This window comes from Ralstonia sp. 110700041-2 (assembly GCF_056280165.1).
Genome location: NZ_JBSFAI010000027.1, coordinates 1 through 17,121, shown reverse-complemented (window position 1 = coordinate 17,121; position 17,121 = coordinate 1). Strand labels below are relative to the sequence as shown.

At 62.7% G+C, this 17,121-nt stretch carries 15 protein-coding genes and 1 pseudogene; 8 read left to right on the top strand and 8 right to left on the bottom strand.

Annotation, left to right across the window (positions count from 1 at the left end):
• Positions 1–109 precede the first annotated feature (109 nt).
• The 4 genes from ACUXH0_RS26140 to ACUXH0_RS26125 all read right to left on the bottom strand — a co-directional run bounded on the left by ACUXH0_RS26140 (position 110) and on the right by ACUXH0_RS26125 (position 5,145).
• Positions 110–1,666, bottom strand: coding sequence for a DHA2 family efflux MFS transporter permease subunit (locus ACUXH0_RS26140; RefSeq protein ID WP_004626426.1), 1,557 nt, complete (start codon positions 1,664–1,666; stop codon positions 110–112).
• 3 nt (positions 1,667–1,669) lie between these two features.
• Complete coding sequence (locus tag ACUXH0_RS26135) at positions 1,670–2,959, bottom strand: HlyD/EmrA/EmrK family protein (protein WP_012435353.1); 1,290 nt, start codon at positions 2,957–2,959, stop codon at positions 1,670–1,672.
• 56 nt (positions 2,960–3,015) lie between these two features.
• On the bottom strand, positions 3,016–4,545 hold the full coding sequence (locus ACUXH0_RS26130; protein WP_012435354.1) for an AdeC/AdeK/OprM family multidrug efflux complex outer membrane factor: 1,530 nt from the start codon (positions 4,543–4,545) through the stop codon (positions 3,016–3,018).
• Between the two features lie 81 nt (positions 4,546–4,626).
• Positions 4,627–5,145 carry a MarR family winged helix-turn-helix transcriptional regulator gene (locus tag ACUXH0_RS26125; RefSeq protein ID WP_012435355.1) on the bottom strand — a complete coding sequence of 173 codons (519 nt, stop codon included), beginning with the start codon at positions 5,143–5,145 and terminating at the stop codon, positions 4,627–4,629.
• Between the two features lie 250 nt (positions 5,146–5,395).
• Between ACUXH0_RS26125 and typA the strand changes: the two genes are divergently transcribed.
• Positions 5,396–7,216 (top strand): translational GTPase TypA, encoded by a 1,821-nt coding sequence (gene typA / locus ACUXH0_RS26120; RefSeq protein ID WP_004626434.1) that lies wholly within the window; start codon positions 5,396–5,398, stop codon positions 7,214–7,216.
• 314 nt (positions 7,217–7,530) lie between these two features.
• Here typA and ACUXH0_RS26115 read toward each other — a convergent pair whose 3' ends face one another.
• Positions 7,531–9,120 (bottom strand): rhodanese-like domain-containing protein, encoded by a 1,590-nt coding sequence (locus tag ACUXH0_RS26115; protein WP_012435356.1) that lies wholly within the window; start codon positions 9,118–9,120, stop codon positions 7,531–7,533.
• Positions 9,121–9,376: 256 nt separating this feature from the next.
• Between ACUXH0_RS26115 and ACUXH0_RS26110 the strand changes: the two genes are divergently transcribed.
• Positions 9,377–10,246 carry a LysR substrate-binding domain-containing protein gene (locus tag ACUXH0_RS26110; protein WP_012435357.1) on the top strand — a complete coding sequence of 290 codons (870 nt, stop codon included), beginning with the start codon at positions 9,377–9,379 and terminating at the stop codon, positions 10,244–10,246.
• On the opposite strand, the gene ACUXH0_RS26105 is transcribed toward ACUXH0_RS26110, so the two are convergent.
• Positions 10,239–11,144 carry a sterol desaturase family protein gene (locus tag ACUXH0_RS26105; protein ID WP_012435358.1) on the bottom strand — a complete coding sequence of 302 codons (906 nt, stop codon included), beginning with the start codon at positions 11,142–11,144 and terminating at the stop codon, positions 10,239–10,241. The two genes, ACUXH0_RS26110 and ACUXH0_RS26105, sit on opposite strands and share 8 nt — an antisense overlap.
• Positions 11,145–11,291: 147 nt before the next feature.
• Here ACUXH0_RS26105 and ACUXH0_RS26100 point away from each other — a divergent pair, with 147 nt between their 5' ends.
• From ACUXH0_RS26100 to ACUXH0_RS26075, 6 genes and pseudogenes are all read left to right on the top strand, one after another.
• Positions 11,292–12,401: an enoyl-CoA hydratase/isomerase family protein gene (locus tag ACUXH0_RS26100; RefSeq protein WP_024542462.1), complete on the top strand. Its 1,110-nt coding sequence runs from the start codon at positions 11,292–11,294 to the stop codon at positions 12,399–12,401.
• Positions 12,402–12,480: 79 nt separating this feature from the next.
• A complete protein-coding gene (locus tag ACUXH0_RS26095; RefSeq protein ID WP_249262927.1) occupies positions 12,481–12,846 on the top strand; it encodes a phage tail assembly chaperone in 366 nt (121 codons plus the stop codon).
• 166 nt (positions 12,847–13,012) lie between these two features.
• Positions 13,013–13,246, top strand: a complete 234-nt coding sequence (locus tag ACUXH0_RS26090) for a hypothetical protein (protein ID WP_012435361.1) — start codon at positions 13,013–13,015, stop codon at positions 13,244–13,246.
• A gap of 102 nt (positions 13,247–13,348) precedes the next feature.
• A pseudogene (locus ACUXH0_RS26085) lies at positions 13,349–14,426 on the top strand (phage tail sheath C-terminal domain-containing protein); the annotation flags it as partial.
• A 16-nt stretch (positions 14,427–14,442) separates the two neighbouring features.
• Positions 14,443–14,964 carry a lysis system i-spanin subunit Rz gene (locus ACUXH0_RS26080; RefSeq protein ID WP_012435362.1) on the top strand — a complete coding sequence of 174 codons (522 nt, stop codon included), beginning with the start codon at positions 14,443–14,445 and terminating at the stop codon, positions 14,962–14,964.
• A 256-nt stretch (positions 14,965–15,220) separates the two neighbouring features.
• Positions 15,221–15,799, top strand: a complete 579-nt coding sequence (locus ACUXH0_RS26075) for a hypothetical protein (protein ID WP_012435363.1) — start codon at positions 15,221–15,223, stop codon at positions 15,797–15,799.
• 240 nt (positions 15,800–16,039) lie between these two features.
• Here the strand turns inward: ACUXH0_RS26075 and ACUXH0_RS26070 are convergent, their stop codons facing one another.
• Both ACUXH0_RS26070 and ACUXH0_RS26065 read right to left on the bottom strand, forming a co-directional pair.
• On the bottom strand, positions 16,040–16,264 hold the full coding sequence (locus ACUXH0_RS26070) for a hypothetical protein (protein ID WP_249262928.1): 225 nt from the start codon (positions 16,262–16,264) through the stop codon (positions 16,040–16,042).
• Positions 16,265–16,335: 71 nt separating this feature from the next.
• Positions 16,336–17,025 carry an SDR family oxidoreductase gene (locus tag ACUXH0_RS26065; protein WP_182594987.1) on the bottom strand — a complete coding sequence of 230 codons (690 nt, stop codon included), beginning with the start codon at positions 17,023–17,025 and terminating at the stop codon, positions 16,336–16,338.
• Positions 17,026–17,121 lie beyond the last annotated feature (96 nt).

Below are 17,121 nucleotides of genomic sequence, written 5' to 3'. Positions count from 1 at the left end.
ACGGCCTCATCTGGCCTTGAAATACAAAACGCCCGATGCGGTGCATCGGGCGCTCGGAGACTGAGCACAGTGTCAACCTATGGCAGGACTTGACACGCGCGATCTTGGATCAGTGCGCGCCGGCTGCAGCTTCTGCGCCGGCGGCCGACTTCGCCGGCTTGGTCAGCCAGATGAAGACGATCAGCACGATAAACAGCACGGCCGAAATCCAGAAGATATCGTTGGCGCCCAGCATTGCGGCCTGCTGCGAGATCACACGTTCGATCACGCCATGGGCCTGCAGGTTGGGCATGCCCAATTGCGTGTACTGGTTGATCGACGACGCATAGGCCGGGTTGTACGGATTCACGTGTTCAACCAGTTGCGCATGGTGCAGGGCGGAGCGGTTGTCCCACACCGTGGTCGAGATCGATGCACCGATACCGCCGAACATGATCCGCACAAAGTTCGATAGCCCGGAGGCGGCCGGAATCCGCTCGGGCGACAGACCCGACAGGATGATCGACGTGAGCGGGATGAAGAACATCGCCATGGCCGCGCCCTGGATCAGCGTCGGGATCATCAGCGTCCACGTATCTACCTGTACGGTAAAGCGCGAGCGCATCCAGAACACCAGCGCGAAGGTCATAAACGCCGTGGTCGCGACCCAGCGTGCATCCATCTTCGGCAGGTTCTTGCCGATCACGGGCGAGAGAATGATGGCGAAGATGCCCACCGGTGCCATGATCAGGCCCGCATCGGTGGCGGTGTAGCCGACGATGGTCTGCAGCCATAGCGGCAGGATCACGAGGTTGCCGAAGAACAGGCCGTACGCCACGGAGATGGCGACGACACCCGCGCTGAAGTTGCGGCCCTTGAACAGCGTCAGATCCACCACGGGGTGATCTTCGGTCAGCTCCCATATGAGGAAGAACGCGAAGCCCACGATGGCGACGACCGTCAGCACCACGACTTCGGTCGAGTTGAACCAGTCGAGTTCCTTGCCGCGATCGAGCATCAACTGAAGCGAGCCGACCCACAGGATCAACAGCGCCAGGCCGATCTTGTCGATGGGCAGCGAACGTGTCGGCGATTCACGGTCCTTGTAGATGACCCACGTCGCATAGGCAGCCAGGATGCCCACCGGGATGTTGATGTAGAAGATCCAGGGCCAGCTCATGTTGTCGGAGATCCAGCCGCCGAAGATCGGGCCCATGATTGGCGCGACCAGCGTCGTCATACCCCACAGCGCCAACGCCATTGAGCTTTTGGCGGGCGGATAGGTCGACAGCAGCAACGATTGCGACAGCGGAATCATTGGGCCCGCCACAGCGCCCTGGATGATCCGGGCGGCGATCAGCATGCCCATATTGGGCGCCAGCCCGCACGCCCAAGACGACAACACGAACAGCAGGATCGACGTGACGAACAGGCGCACTTGCCCGAAACGCTGCGTCAACCACCCCGTGAGCGGCACCGAGATGGCGTTGGCCACCGCAAACGAGGTGATGACCCACGTGCCCTGGTTCGGGGCCACGCCCAGGTCGCCCGAAATGGCCGGGATCGACACGTTGGCGATGGACGAATCCAGCACGTTCATGAAGGTGGCCAGCGACAACGCGACGGTACCGATCGCCAGCTTGGCGCCGGTCAGTGGCTGTAGCGGCTTGGGCGCGGCGGTTGCCATGCGTCAGACCTTGGGTGCGGGTTGCGAAGTGCGCGGAGCCGATGCGGCCGGCACGTTGGCGGCGGCCGGTGCCGTGGCGCCGCCTCGGCCAGCGTTGGCGGCGATGATGCTGGCGATGACCTGATCTGCGTCCTTGCCGGCCTGGTCGTACACCGTCGTTTGTAGCGGCGACGCAGCCGGTGCGGTGGCCAGGCTCTGCCCGCCTTCGTCATGGATGTCGACCTTGGCTTCCATCGACAGACCCACGCGCAGCGGATGGTCCTTCAATTCCTTTGGATCGAGCGACACGCGCACCGGCAGGCGCTGCACGACCTTGATCCAGTTGCCGGTGGCGTTCTGTGCCGGCAACAGCGAGAACGCCGAGCCCGTACCCGCCGAGAAACCGACCACCTTGCCGTGGTACGTCACGCTGCTGCCATACACGTCGGCCACCAGTTCAACCGGCTGGCCCACGCGCATGTGGCGCACCTGGACTTCCTTGAAGTTGGCGTCCACCCAGAGCTGATCCAGCGGCACGATGGCCATCAGCGGCGTGCCAGGAGCGACGCGCTGGCCGACCTGCACCGAACGCTTGGCCACATAGCCCGTGACCGATGCCGGCAGGCTAGTACGCGCATAGGCCAGGTAAGCCTCGCGGACCTTGGCGGCAGCCTGCAGCACGTTCGGATGACGCTCCAGCGTGGTCTGTTCCGTCAGCACACGGTTGCCTTGCAGCTGTTCCTTGGCGGCTTCCAGCGCGGACTGCGCAGCCTGCACGGCGGTTTGTGCGTGCGAGATTTCTTCCTGCGACACGGCGCCCGTACCGGCGATCTGCTTGCGGCGGGCCAAGTCATCCTTGGCCTTGGCGAGATCGCTTTCACGCATGGCCATCGTGGCGGTGAACGCGCTGGTGTTCGAGTACAGCGTGCGCACCTGGCGCACCGTTTGTGCGAGCGCGGCTTCGGCCTGCTCCAGCGCGACGCGTGCATCGGCCCGGTCCAGTTCGATCACGGGCTGGCCAGAGGTGACGAGTTGCGTGTCATCGGCGCGAATGGCGACCACGGTACCAGCCACTTGCGGTGTCACCTGGACCACGTTGCCTTGCACGTATGCATCGTCGGTCGACTCGAACCAGCGGCCGTACAGGCCCCAGTAGAGGCCGTAGCCGACGCCGGCAACCACCAGTGCGGCGGCCAGCGTGGTCAGCATGCGCTTGCGCTTGCCGTTGCCGTTGCCGTTGCCGGTAGGCGTTGCCGCGGGGGCTGCGGGCGCGGGAGCAGCGGACGGTGCGGCTTGGGGCTTGTTGTCACTCATGATGTTGGCTCGAAAGAATGCGTTGGAACGGTCGGTTCAGTTCAATTCAGTACAGGTCAGCCATGCGAGGCGGCGGCCTCAGGCTTGGCGCCCGGCAGGTCTTCTGCCGTATAGCCGCCGCCGAGGGCCTTGATGAGGGCCATCTGCGCGTCGAGTCGGCGTGCCTGCAGGTCGGTCGCGAGCTTGCGTTGCTGCAGCACGGTCGTCTCGGCGTTCAGCACGACCAGTTGCGTGCCGAGGCCGGCGCTGTAGCGCGTGCGGGCCAGGCTGTAGGCACGCTCAGCTTCGCTTAGGGCCGTGCGCTGGATCGTGATCTGCGAATCGATGCTGTGCAGCGTGGTGATCTGGTCAGCGGTGTCGTGCAGGGCTTCGGTCAGCGTCTGGTTGTAGCTGGCGACGGCGGCGTCATAGTTGGCGTACTTGCCCCGCAGGTTGGCGCGCAGCTTGCCGCCCTCGAAGATCGGCAGCTTGAGCGCCGGACCGATGCCGAGCTGACGCGATGCGCCGAGCAGCAGGTTTTCCGGCGCGATCGAAGCCAGCCCCAGGAATGCAGTCAGGCTGATATCCGGCAGGAACTGTGCCTTGGCCACGTCGATGTCCTTCGACGCTGCTTCCACTCGCCAGCGTGCAGCCACGAGATCCGGGCGGCGGCCGATCAGATCGATGGTCAGATTGTTCGGCAGCTTGGGCGTGGCTTGTGCGAGCAGCGTCGGGCGCGCAATCGTCAAGCCGCGGTCCGGGCCCTTGCCCAGTAGCGCAGCCAGCTGGTTGCGTGCCAGCGTGATCTGCTCGTCAACCTGCTCCAGTTCCGTCTGCGCGGCAGCCACGTTGGCGCGCGCCTGCGTGGTCTCGACTTGCGTATCCAGGCCGGCACGCAAGCGTTGGCCGGCAAGGTTGGTCAAATCCTTGCGCTGCGCGATGGACCGTTCAGCCACGTCGCGCTGCGCATAGAGTGCAGCCAGCTTGGCGTAGGTGCGTGCCACCGTGGTCGACAGCATCAGTCGCGAAGCCTGGCTTTCCGCTTCGATCGACTTGTCGTCGGACAGCGCCGCTTCCAATGCGGAGCGATTCTTGCCCCAGAAATCCAGGTCGTAGCTCACGCCTAGCTGGATCTTCGATTCTGTGAACCAGCGGCCGGCCAGCGGCGTGCCTTCAAACATGTCGTATTCCGATAGACGCTGGCGCGTCATGTCGGCATCGAGCCCGACGCTCGGATACAGATTGCCGCGCACGACATCGGCCATCGCACGCGAAGCTCGGACGCGGGCAAAGGCGACTTGCAGGTTCGGGTTGTCCTTGATGGCCTCATCCACCAGCGCGCGCAATTGCGGATCGTCGAACTGATCGACCCAGTTCTGCGAAGGCCACTGGCCGCCTTCTGAGGGCAACGATTGCGCGCTCGCCAGCTGCCCCGGTGTTGTCAGCGTCTGCGTGCTATGCGAATTGCCGAGGTTCGCGCAACCAGCCAGCACGGCCAGCGTCACGGCGGAAAGCGCCACGCCCAGGCGTGCCGGCCATTGCGCGCGCGTGTTGCCAGCGCGGCTTAGGGGCGAAGGTGCCTGAGGGGCGGAGTTCAAGGCGTTCATGTTGTTCGTTGTATCAAGCGGTCAGGGAGAGCAAGAAGCGTTTGGTGCTGCGTGTCCATTTCGGACAAGGTGGCGTCAGTGTCAGTGATCGGCGGGGCGCATGCGGTGGCCCTCCGTGGCGGCACCGTTGTCGAGAATGCGCTTGAGAAGTCCGCGCAGCGTATCGACGTCGCCCGGCGTGAAGCCGGCAAAGAAACGGTTCAGCACGTGCGTATAGATGGCCGGCATGCGGTCGGCCAAGTCCCGGCCGGCTTCGGTCACCTCCAGATGCACGACGCGGCGGTCGGATTCGCTGCGCACGCGCTCGATCAAGCCGCGCTTTTCCATGCGGCTGAGCATGCGTGTAAGCGAACCGATGTCGGTGTTCAGTTCGCGGCCGAGGTCGGTCGCGGTCTGGCATCGGCCGTTAGCGAGCAGCACTAGGCAACTAGCCTGGGAATGGGTCACGTCCATCGCGGCAACTTCCTGCTCGATGGCCATGGACAGCGCTGTCTTGGCGCGCCCGACGAGGTAGCCAACGCTTTCGCACATGCGGTAGTCCTCCACCCGGAAGAGCGTTCCGGCAGCAACTTCGGTGGCGGGTCTTGTCTGTTCGGACATCTTATGTATGCACAATCATTGTCCGGACAAATATACGAATTGACGCAGCAAACAGCAAGGTACTGAATGTGTGATTCCATTTTTAGAAATAATGAGTGATCTTATATTCACCCGATCCACGTCCCTTCACCGATTCATCAACGAGTGTCATGTATTGCGCATCGCAGCATGCTAGAATGTCAGGTTATTCCGCGAGCTGAATTTGGGTGCTGTCCCGGGCTCGTGTCACGTCTTTTCGAGTTCACATTCCATGCGCGCGCTTCGCAACATCGCCATCATTGCCCACGTTGACCACGGCAAAACCACACTGGTCGACCAGCTCCTTCGCCAAGCCGGCACGTTCCGCGAGAACGAACAGATCGCCGAGCGCGTGATGGATTCGAACGACATCGAAAAAGAGCGGGGCATCACGATCCTGGCCAAGAACTGCGCGGTCGAATACAACGGCACGCACATCAACATCGTCGACACGCCGGGGCACGCGGACTTCGGTGGTGAAGTGGAGCGTGTGCTCTCGATGGTCGATGGTGTGTTGCTGCTGGTGGATGCCGTGGAAGGCCCGATGCCGCAAACGCGTTTTGTGACGCGCAAGGCGCTGGCCCTGGGCCTGAAGCCGATCGTCGTGATCAACAAGGTGGACCGCCCGGGCGCACGTCCGGAGTGGGTAATCAACCAGACCTTCGACCTGTTCGACAAGCTGGGCGCCAACGATGACCAGCTCGATTTCCCGGTGGTGTATGCCTCGGGCCTGAACGGCTACGCCGGCCTGACCGACGACGTGCGCGAAGGCGACATGAAGCCGCTGTTCGAGACCATTCTCGACAAGGTGCCGCAGCGTAACGACGACCCGAACGGTCCGTTCCAACTGCAGATCATCTCGCTGGACTACTCGAGCTACGTCGGCAAGATCGGCGTTGGCCGCATTACGCGCGGCCGCGTGCGTCCGCTGCAGGACGTGGTGGTCAAGTTCGGCCCGGAAGGCAACCCGATCAAGGGTCGTATCAACCAGGTGCTGAAGTTCCGTGGCCTGGAGCGCGAACTGGTGCAGGAAGCTGAAGCCGGCGACATCGTGCTGATCAACGGTATTGAAGAACTGGGCATCGGCTGCACCGTGTGCGCGCCCGACGCCCAGGAAGCCCTGCCGATGCTGAAGGTGGACGAGCCGACGCTCACGATGAACTTCTGCGTCAACACCTCGCCGCTGGCAGGACGTGAAGGCAAGTTCGTGACGAGCCGCCAGCTGCGCGACCGTCTGGACCGCGAGCTGAAGTCCAACGTGGCTCTGCGCGTGAAGGACACCGGCGACGACACGATCTTCGAAGTGTCGGGCCGTGGCGAACTGCACCTGACGATTCTGGTGGAAAACATGCGTCGTGAAGGCTACGAGCTGGCCGTGTCGCGCCCGCGCGTGGTGTTCAAGGAAATCGACGGTGTGAAGTGCGAGCCGTTCGAGCGCCTGACCGTGGACGTGGAAGACGGCCACCAGGGCGGCGTGATGGAAGAGCTGGGCCGCCGCAAGGGCGAACTGCTCGACATGGCGTCGGATGGCAAGGGCCGCACGCGTCTGGAATACCGCATTCCGGCCCGTGGCCTGATCGGCTTCCAGGGCGAATTCCTGACGCTTACGCGCGGCACGGGCCTGATCAGCCACATCTTCGACGACTACTCCCCGGTCAAGGAAGGTGATCTGGGCGAGCGTCACAACGGCGTGTTGATCTCGCAGGACGACGGCGCTGCCGTGGCCTACGCGCTGTGGAAGCTGCAGGATCGCGGCCGCATGTTCGTGTCGCCTGGCGACGCGCTGTACGAAGGCATGATCATCGGCATCCACAGCCGCGACAATGACCTGGTCGTGAACCCCATCAAGGGCAAGCAGCTGACCAACGTGCGCGCGTCGGGTACCGACGAAGCCGTGCGCCTGGTGCCGCCGATCCAGATGTCGCTGGAGTACGCGGTGGAATTCATCGCCGACGACGAGCTGGTGGAAGTCACGCCGAAGAGTATCCGCCTGCGCAAGCGCCACCTGAAGGAGCACGAGCGCAAGCGCGCATCGCGTGAAGAAGCGGTCTGATCGACAATCGATCTGCCAGAAAAACGCCCCGAGATTCCGGGGCGTTTTTTTTGCTCGGCGATGCCGCTAGTGCTATGCCTGAACGCTTGTGCCGGATCTTCGATCAGGTCTTGCGCATCTTCCAATCCGATGTGCAGGCGCACGATCGGGCTGGGCCAGCTGCAGACTGATCCGTGCAAGTGCGCGTGCCCGCCACATTACTGAACGTTGCTAGGCTCTCGAACCCGCCCCACGAGGTGCCAATACCGAACAGCGCCAGCGCATCGACGAAGCGCGCAGCGGCGACATGGTGCGTGGGTCTCAACGGTAGAGCGTCATGACTGCGCGCCACCCGCACCGACGCGAAAGGCGCCGAGTTCCTGCGCGTCGAGCTGAGCGAGCAGGCCGGTTTCCCAGGCCAGGTATTGCCTTGCCGCAGCCTTATTACCGTCATGCCGATCATGCACGAAGAAGAGATAGTCGATGCAATCGGCGTCAGGCGGTGCGCTGTCGGAACCTTCGGTGGCGTAGCCGGCGGCAGTCCACGCGGTGATGCCACCGGCCAGCAACTTGAGACGCGACGCGGCTTGCGGCGCGTGTGCTGCCCAATCTGCCGCGGCGAGCTGAGCGATACGCGGGTCGTCGGCGATCAGGACGGTATCGCGGTCGGCGGCCAGGGCCGGCAAGCGTGGACGAATGGCCCATGTGGCACCAGGCACGTGGGCGCGGCGAAAGCTCATGCTGGGGCGCAGGTCGATCACATGTGCGGTGCCGGCCGCGAGCGCAGTGGCGAGTGCTTGCACGCTGAACTCGGGCAACGGCTGCGGCAACACTGTCATGGCCACCGGCAGGCTCGCGCGGCTGTCCAGGCCGTCGCGCAGCACATAGGCATCGTGACCAAGTTGCCGCAGCCAGCTGGCAACGATTGGCGCGCGGACGCCGTCGGCATCGAACAGCACGAGCCGCGCGTGGCGCACGCCGACGTACTGATCAGTTGCCTGGATCAACTGACCGCCCGGCGCATGCTGCGCGCCTTGTAAGCTGCCAGAGGCGAATTCCTCAGGTGTGCGGACATCGCACAGGTAGAGGCTCTGTTCGCCTTGTGCGACCCAGCGTGCGAGCGTTGCCGCATCCACCTCGGGCACGGCAGAGCGCGCGGCAAGTTGCTGACTGGCCTCGCGCATGTCCTTGACGTTAGCGGGCGCAATGACATCGGGATAGCGGCGGGTGCTGCCGTGTTCCAGTGGAAGGTCTTCCAGATACCAGCCTTGCGTGCCGTTCTCCAGCGCCATCACGGGGTTCGGGATGCCGAGGTTGATCAGCGTCTGCGCACCGATGATGCTGCGCGTGCGGCCCGCGCAGTTGACGACGATTGGCGTGGTTGCATCGGGGACAAGCTCGCGGATGCGCAGCCCCAGTTCGCCGTTCGGGCAGCAGATCGACGACGGGATCGTCATCTTCAGATATTCGCTGACGGGGCGGCCATCGACGATGACGACGTCGTCGCCGCGTTCACGCATGGCCGCAAGTTCACGCGCGGTGACGCGCGGCGTGTGGTACGCCCTCTCGACGAGTTCTCCGAAGGTTTTGGACGGCACGTTAACGCCGGCAAACAGCGTAAAGCCTGCCTGCGCCCAAGCTTGTGCGCCGCCTTGCAGTACGTGCACGTTGGTGTAGCCGATGGTGTTCAGGCGATCGGCCGCGCGATCGGCAACGCCATCGTTGTCGTCATAAACGACCATGCGAACCGCGCGGCGTGGCGCAAGGCGCGGGGCATCGATCTCAAGTCGGCTGTACGGCAGCGGGATGGCGTAGAAGGGATGGGCTTCGCCATACTGGCCGTGCTCGCGCACGTCGAACAGCGCGATCTCGGCGCCGTCGTGCAGCCACGCTTTCAGGGCCTGGGCGGTAACGAACGATGTCATATCGACGCGAAACGAATCAAAAAGGGTTAGTGACGCCCCTCCGCGCACGCAGCGCGGATTGCAGGCAACGCGATTCGGGTTGAGGCTGAAACCGATTCAGTGTCGGAGCGCGATTTCTCTGCGGCTGGGGTGTCTGCCTGAACAGAGTGTTTGTTCAGTTTTATTTGTGTGTCTGACAGGTTATCGGCCAGAATTGCGCAGAACAATTTAATTTTTAGCGGGAATCAATTAGAAAATCTGAAGTATCGGGATCGGGATGCGAAATCTGGACATCGATCTGCTGCGCACCTTCGTGGCGATCGCTCAGCACGAAACGTTTGCCGCGGCAGCAGCACGGGTGGGGCGCACGCAGTCGGCGGTTACGCAGCAGATGCAGCGGTTGGAGGAGGAAATGGGCTGCGCGCTGTTCGAAAAGCGCGGCCGCCACAAGATGATGACGCCCGATGGCGTGCGGCTCGTCGCCTATGCGCACAAGATCCTGGCGCTCAACGACCAGGCCGTGCAGGTGATCCAAACTGGTGGGCCGATCGAGAAAATCCGCATCGGCTCACCGCACGATGTGGCCGATTCGATCCTGCCGAATCTGCTGCGGCGGTTGTCCAAGCTGTCGCCGGAATTGCAGATGGAAATCAACGTGGGCCGCAGCCCGTTCCTGATGGACGCGTTGCGCGACAAGACGCTCGATCTGGCGATCTCGACACGCTATGACGATGCCTTTCCCGGCATCAAGCTGCGCACGTCGCCGATGGTGTGGATCTGCGCGGAAGACTTCATCTTCAATCCCGCCGCGCCGGTGCCACTGGTCATGGCCGACGAGCTGAGCCTGTTCCGCCAATTGTCGATCGAATGCCTGGATGCCCACCACATTCCGTGGCGCACGAGCTATCTGTCGCCCACGCTGACGGGCATCAAGGCCGCGATCAGCGCGGGGCTCGGCGTGACCGCGCGCACGACCGAATTGCTCGATGCCAACATGCGTGTGCTGACCGAGGCCGATGGTCTGCCGCGTCTGCCCGAGGTAGCGTTCTACCTGTACGTGCAGCCGACGTGCACGAGTGCCGTGCTGCGCGATCTGTTCGATTCCACCGATCGCGTCGCCACGCGCTTCGGGCCGCCGTTCATGTGAGCGGCATCGCCTCGGCCGTGACCGCCGCGCGCGGGCTGCGCCACTCGGGCGGTTTCCACAGGTAGCGAATGTCCCGATCGCGGAACACATCAGCCCACATGTCGCGCCATTCGTGGAAGGTGAGGGTGATCGGGTTGTGCGTGTGAACCTGCCGCGTGATGCCGAAAACGGGGGCGTCCTCCTCCGGCACGAAGCTGCCGAACATGCGATCCCAGATGGTCAGCACGCCGGCGTAGTTGCGGTCGATGTACTGCGGGTTCTTGGCGTGGTGCACGCGATGCACCGACGGCGTATTCACGTATTGCCCCAGCCAGCGCCAGAAGCCGGCGTAGCGCGAATCCAGCGCCCCCAGCCGTGTATGGACGAAAAACTGGAACGCGAGATTCAAGCCCACGGCGAGGATCACCCAGTCCGGCGTAAAGCCGATCCATGCAAGCGGAATCCAGAACAGCCACATGCCGGAAATCGGATAGGTCAGGCTCTGGCGGAATGCCGTCGAAAAATTCATGCCTTCCGACGAGTGGTGCGTCACATGCGAGGCCCACATCCAGCGCACGCGATGGCTGGCGCGGTGGAAGAAGTAGTACAGAAAATCCTGCAACAGCAGGAGCAGCACGAATGACCACCACGTCTCGGGCACTGTGCGCAGGCCGTGGCTGTACGTCCACGAATACACCGTCTTGATCATCAGCCACAGGAAGAACGCATCCGACGCCTGGTGCATGAGCGCGAGGCAGGCGTTTGAAACGGTGTCTTTGAGGCTGTAGACGGACGGGTCGCGCTTGCGCCAGTACCACGCCTCGGCGCCGATGGTCAGCAGGAAGACCGGCGCGAAGGCCAGAAGGATCAGGCCGGGGTCGAAACTCGACGCGCCCGGGGCGGCGTTGGCAGGGGTCATTGGATTGTTGTGATGTGTGTCGTCTCCAACTGGCAGGTATACGCCCAACACCCGCGCTGCGAAAGGGGGCAGGCTAGAGCCCTTCCTCGCTTCAATACGCTGTCGTGTACAGTGCGAGCCGTTATTACCCACAACAACATTCGAGACATGCAATCCACCGCTTCCCCCGCGCCCCAGGCTGAAGTTCAACCCAACGTGATCGCCGAAGTACGCGGCGGCATCGGCTGGCTGACGCTGAACCGGCCGCAGGCGCTCAACGCGCTGTCGCTGGAGATGATTCGCGCCATGTCGCATGCGCTGCTGGCGTGGCAGCACGATCCGGAAGTCCACGCTGTCATCCTGCGTGGCGAGGGCGGCAAAGCCCTGTGCGCGGGCGGCGATATCCGTTTCTTCTACCGCGCGGCCACGGCAGGCGACCCGCAGCTCATCACCTTTTTCACCGAGGAGTACCGCCTCAACCACCTCATCTTCAGCTATGCCAAGCCCTACATCGCGCTGATGGACGGCGTCGTCATGGGCGGTGGCATGGGCATCTCGCAAGGCGCATCGCTGCGCGTGGTGACCGAACGCACGAAGATGGCCATGCCCGAAACCAACATCGGCCTGTTTCCGGACGTGGGCGGCGGGTGGTTCCTGGCGCGCGTGCCGGGTCATGTGGGCGAATACCTGGGCGTGACCGGCCAGATGATCGAAGCGGCGGATGCGTTGTCGATCGGCCTTGCCGATTGCCATGTCACCACCGCGGCGCTGGCGTCCATCTTCCAGCGCCTGCGCGACGGCAACTGGGGCAGCGCCGAGCAGATCACCGCCTGCTTTACCGAAGCCGCATCGGCGCCCGATGATGCCAAGGCCATCATCGCCCTTCACCGCGAGACCATTGATGCCTGCTTCAGCCAAAGCAGCGTGCAAGGCATCTTCGCGGATCTGGCCGGCAGCACGGATACCGAATGGGCCGCTCAGACCGCCGCGCACATGGCCAAGCGCTCGCCGTTGATGATCGCGGTGACGCTTGAGTTGATCCGCCGCGGCCGCCACACCACGTTGGCCGATGAGCTGCGCCGCGAACTGGACATGATGACGCACGTGTTTGCCGAAGGCGATGGCATCGAAGGCATTCGGGCCCTCGCGGTCGACAAGGATCATGCGCCCAAGTGGAAGCACGCCAGCATTGACGCCGTGCGTGACGACGAAGTGGCCGCCTTCTTTGTTTCGCCTTGGCGCCATGAGCAGCATCCGCTGCTGGGGCTGTCGGACTAGAACCGGTAAATTGCGCGCCTGGATTTTGAACCGTTGACTTGCTGTGACTGGTGAACGCCCCTCGCCGAACCCCCGCCGCTTGTCGCTTGCGCCCATGAGGATCAGCCTTGTGATCACACATGACGAACTGATTTTCTGCGTGCGGCAGAAGTACCCCAATCTTGTTCACGGCGTCGATTTCTGGGTTGGCCAGAACATGTGCCGCGACACCGGCAAGCAGCTCGAAGCAGCACGGCTGCACGTGCTGGGCCAGCGCGCCCGCGAGGAGCGCGATCGTCGCCTCATGGCAGCCGACGCCATGTTCTACAAGGCCATGGATTCCGGCGATGCGAGCAAAGCGCAGCAGGTCGGCCAGTACCGCCAGGCGCTGCGCGAAGTGCCCGGGCAACCCGGTTTTCCCGCCAATTTCACTGGGCCGGACACCCCGGATGCGCTGTTAGATTAGGCGCCATCGAACGACAAAAACACCAAGACCCAGACCACCGACACATGACGCAAGCCCCATAGGAAACCGATTCACTGCTCCCTACCGTAGCAAGAGTCATCGGCGCGCATGTCACGCACATGCGCGCATGACGACCCATTCAACGCTGATCAACCGTGGAGCCATCATGACAAAAGTCATCGTCAATCTGGTAGGGGATAAAGAGAATCTGAAAACGCCGGCCGTCACAATCGACAAGGCGCGGTGGGGGCACAACGGATATACGGAGTTCGGCAAGGAGCAGGAAATCCCTGCCAAAAATTACACCGCGACGATCTACAGCGATGGGAAGGTCTATCGGACCAAAGAGGTCACTGTGCCGGCAAATGGCCCTGTGACGTTAAACATCAGCGTCGACTAGCACCGAAGACAGCGCCTGGACGCCCCCAGCGCCACACCCCGCAGCAAGCAAGCCCCGCCACCGCGCGGGGCGTTTTTTTTCTTCTTCCCGTCGAGGAGCCGCATGGCATCTTCATTCTTCCACGGCATCACCACCACGATTATCGATAGCGGTCCACGGCCAATTGCCGTGCCCTCGTCGTCCATCATCGACCTGATAGACACCTACACCCCCGGTGCGGATCTCGTGCAGCCCGATGTGCCGGTGCAGATCACCAACCCGCGCGAGGCCGCGCAGGCCTTCGGCCAGAACAGCGCCATCACCCGCGCCATCAATGCCATCTACGCCCGCACCTCCGCTGTCATCGTCGCGACCGGCGTGACGGAGTCGAAAGACACCAACGCGCTCACGTCCGGCATCATCGGTGGCGTCACGGCGGGCGGCGTGCGCACCGGCCTGCAGTCGATGCTCGATGCCAAATCGTGTTTCAACGTGCAGCCACGCTTGCTGATCGCACCGGGGTTCTCCGCGCGCCAGCCGGTCGCGACGGCCATGGATGGGCTTGCCGACAAGCTGCGCGCCGTCAGCATCATCGACGGCCCGGGCGTGCGCACGTGGGACACCACCGCCAATGCAGAAGTAGATGCACTGCATCCGCTTTCGCTGCAGGCCTGTTTGCGTACACCGATGCGCAATACGGCTACTGGGCGTCGCCGTCCAACAAGGAATTCGTTGGCATCACCGGCACAGGCCGGCCCATCGAGTATCTCGACAACGATCTGACCTGCCGCGCGAACCCGCTCAACTAGGCCCGCATCGCCACCATCATTCGCGATGGTGGCTACCGCCTGTGGGGCAATCGCACGTTGTCGACCGATTCGAAATGGTCGTTCGTCACGCGCGTGCGTACGCTCGACCTCCTTATGGATGCAGCGCAGGCCGGTCACAAATGGGCCGTCGACCGTGGCATTACGAAGACCTACGTGCACACGTCACCGAAGGCCTGCACGTATTCATGCGCAACGAGCGCAACGCGGGCGCGCTGATCGACTTCGAGGTCTACGCAGACCCGGTGCTCAACACCGCCAGCCGGATCGAGCAGGGCAGCGTCGTGTGGAACGTGCGCTTTACCGACGTCTTCCCGGCAGAAAACCCGATCTTCCGCTTCGAGGTCACCAACGAGTGGCTGACCCACATCATCAGACAAGGCAAAGCCAATGAACTTCGCAATCGTCCGACTCCTGACAGTGGCAGCGGTGGCTGCAGCAGCTGTGTGTGGCTGGCTGGCCAACCGGTACGAGACGACCATCGCGCAGATCCAGCGCGACCACGCCAGCGAGCGCCAGGCTGCCGTCGATACCGTCGTGACCGCGCTGCAGGCAGCAATCGGCAAGCACCGGCAGCTTACCGACCAGCTCGACGCGCTCGACCGTACCCATTTCTCGGAGATGCAACGTGCCACCGCTGAAAACACGCGTCTGCAGCGCGCTCTTGCTGCTGGTGATGTACGGATGTCAGTGCGCGCCCGTTGCCAGCCCGACGCCGGTGCCGGCGCAGGTGAAGATCAGCCCAGCACCGGCCTGGGCGATGGAGCCGCCGGCCGATGTGAGCTATCTGGAGAGGATGCGGCAGATCTTGTCGATCTCTTCGCTGGGGCCGAGCGGGATGCGGAGAAACTGAGGTATTTGCAGGGGAGGGAGCGGGCGCTTGAGGTGGCTGGTGTTTGCGTCCAACCATAAAGGGGGCGTCAGCAAGTTGCGGTGGCGATTGGCGGCAATCGGCCATGAGCCGACAACCGATTCAATACTGTCGCCCGTGCCTGACACCCCTCCTCGAGCTGCTAGGTATGGCCGCGAGTCAGTGATACGTTTCCGACAATGATCCGATACTGACCGGTGTTCCCTCGAAGATGGCGATGGAGATGGATCTGCTGCGAAAACAAGGCAACAAATTTTCTTCATGACCCTTAAGCACACTGATCATCGGCAGCCTCAAATGCACAAGTGGTTTCCACTCATCGCGCTGCTGCTCTTGGTGCTCGCTAGTCCGGTGTGGGCCGACTATACGGTTGATTTCGTGCGCATTTCATGCGTCCCGGATGCGCAATTCTTAGACGTCGAGTATCGAGGGATACACAACCCGGCGATCACCGCGTTGACTGAACACGGCACGGTTCGTCCCGACGTGTTGGCTCGCCATGGATTTTTTTCGCCAAGCAAACTCTCCTACGAATGCTCATTGCCCGACTCGAAGTACACGATCATCGCTACTCAAACTGGCTGGAGTGAACGGGGAATGTGTGGGGCTGCACCAGAGATCTTCCTGAGTCTCCAGAGAAACGGTGAGCCGTTGCTTGAGCGCGTGGTATTTGGGTCAAGTTGCTTCGGTAATCCGTTAGTCACGCGCATCACGATCGAGGACGGAAAGCAGGGTTGGTATTCTCGCGAAGCCGAGGTATGCCTCGCGCGTGGTACCGATGAAACGGCTGACAAATGTGTATGGTTCTTTGAAGACTACGGCGACTTCAAGAAATTTCCTATACGGCAAGGCGACATTCAACGTCTGCTGCAGTAAGCACAATACCGGCTAAGCTTTCGCTCTCGAGAAGTTCGATTGGCTGGTTTGGGTCGGTAGTTGCTTCTGGCGCCGGCTAGCCCACGCACCAAGCGGAGGGCCGAGACCGGCCAATAACGGCCAGCCCCAAGGGCCCGCACCGACGCCCGCAACCCGCCCAGCGATGCGAGCCCCATCCCGCCCCCTACACCCCCGCCTCAATCAAATCCGAGATCTGCACCGACGCCCGCGCAAAGTCAGTCAGCGCGCGGGCGCGCTTGTGCCGATAGCTGCCGGCGGAGATGACGACGGGTCTTTGGCGTCATCGTGCTGCAGGACGATGAGCATGCCGGTGTGGCGGTCTGCCTGGTAGATGTGTTTGTTGAGCAGTTGCAGCGCGCGCTCGACGTCGGCGGGTACGCGAGCGGCGGCGGGCGCGGCGTCGATGCGTTGTGGTGCCGTGAACTGGCCGCTTAGATTCAACAAACTAGAAGTTGCCCAGCGCCCTCCATGGTGCCGGCACATTCCCGAGGTCTTACGCCTATTGCTTCGCACCGTCAGGCCAGCTTCTGTAAGCCGTCTCCCGTCAGTAAGTAGGCAGGCGCAACCTCCGAAGTTCGAGTACTGGCTAGGCCGACTATTGCATGGCCGGCAGTCTCGGGCGTGACGAGTGCTCCGAAGGAGCGCTGAAACGTCTGGAGGAATTCATCGACGTCGACCCGGGCATGCTCGGCGTAAGCGCGAACCGCAGGTGCACCAACGCCAGTTGTTGGCGCGAAACGCGGCATCACTGTCGAGATTGCAATGTCCAATCCGGCTCGCAATGCCTCATCCTGCGCATACTGTGCGATGAAGCGCTGAGTTGCCTTGGCGCCGGCGTAGCCCCCGCTTAGCGGTGAGCCGGAGATCGCTGCGCCGCTGCTGATCACGACTACGCGCGCTCCTGGCTTTAGCGGCTTCGACAGGACTGCCTGCAACCAATGGAAAGCCATTTTCACATCGGTGTCCCAGTTGAGAGAGAACGTCTCCCAAGACTGCTCCCGGATTGTCCTCATAACTGGAGTGGCACCGGCGGCTAGGACCAGGATATCGGGATCATGCTTTGTCAGCAGCGTGGCGGCAGTTGTATCAGTGCGGGCATCCGCAATCTCAGCATGTGTAGCGCCATCTTCCAGCTCACCTGCAGGCACTGGGGTGCGGGACACAACCACTACCTTGCTACCCGCGTCGGCAAACGCTTTGGCGATGCTGACCTGCTCCCCGCGATTAGTACGTTGACGATGTAGAGTCCGTTCCCAAGAGAGGAACGGTCATGAAGAAGCGATTCACCGAAGAACAGATTA

Coding starts and splice junctions, on each gene's coding strand:
- ACUXH0_RS26075 (WP_012435363.1), top strand. CDS start 15,221: ATGCACAAGTGGTTTCCACTCATCGCGCTGCTGCTCTTGGTGCTCGCT.
- ACUXH0_RS26105 (WP_012435358.1), bottom strand. CDS start 11,144: ATGACCCCTGCCAACGCCGCCCCGGGCGCGTCGAGTTTCGACCCCGGC.
- ACUXH0_RS26115 (WP_012435356.1), bottom strand. CDS start 9,120: ATGACATCGTTCGTTACCGCCCAGGCCCTGAAAGCGTGGCTGCACGAC.
- ACUXH0_RS26140 (WP_004626426.1), bottom strand. CDS start 1,666: ATGGCAACCGCCGCGCCCAAGCCGCTACAGCCACTGACCGGCGCCAAG.
- ACUXH0_RS26080 (WP_012435362.1), top strand. CDS start 14,443: ATGAACTTCGCAATCGTCCGACTCCTGACAGTGGCAGCGGTGGCTGCA.
- ACUXH0_RS26100 (WP_024542462.1), top strand. CDS start 11,292: ATGCAATCCACCGCTTCCCCCGCGCCCCAGGCTGAAGTTCAACCCAAC.
- ACUXH0_RS26130 (WP_012435354.1), bottom strand. CDS start 4,545: ATGAACGCCTTGAACTCCGCCCCTCAGGCACCTTCGCCCCTAAGCCGC.
- ACUXH0_RS26090 (WP_012435361.1), top strand. CDS start 13,013: ATGACAAAAGTCATCGTCAATCTGGTAGGGGATAAAGAGAATCTGAAA.
- ACUXH0_RS26125 (WP_012435355.1), bottom strand. CDS start 5,145: ATGTCCGAACAGACAAGACCCGCCACCGAAGTTGCTGCCGGAACGCTC.
- ACUXH0_RS26110 (WP_012435357.1), top strand. CDS start 9,377: ATGCGAAATCTGGACATCGATCTGCTGCGCACCTTCGTGGCGATCGCT.
- ACUXH0_RS26135 (WP_012435353.1), bottom strand. CDS start 2,959: ATGAGTGACAACAAGCCCCAAGCCGCACCGTCCGCTGCTCCCGCGCCC.
- typA (WP_004626434.1), top strand. CDS start 5,396: ATGCGCGCGCTTCGCAACATCGCCATCATTGCCCACGTTGACCACGGC.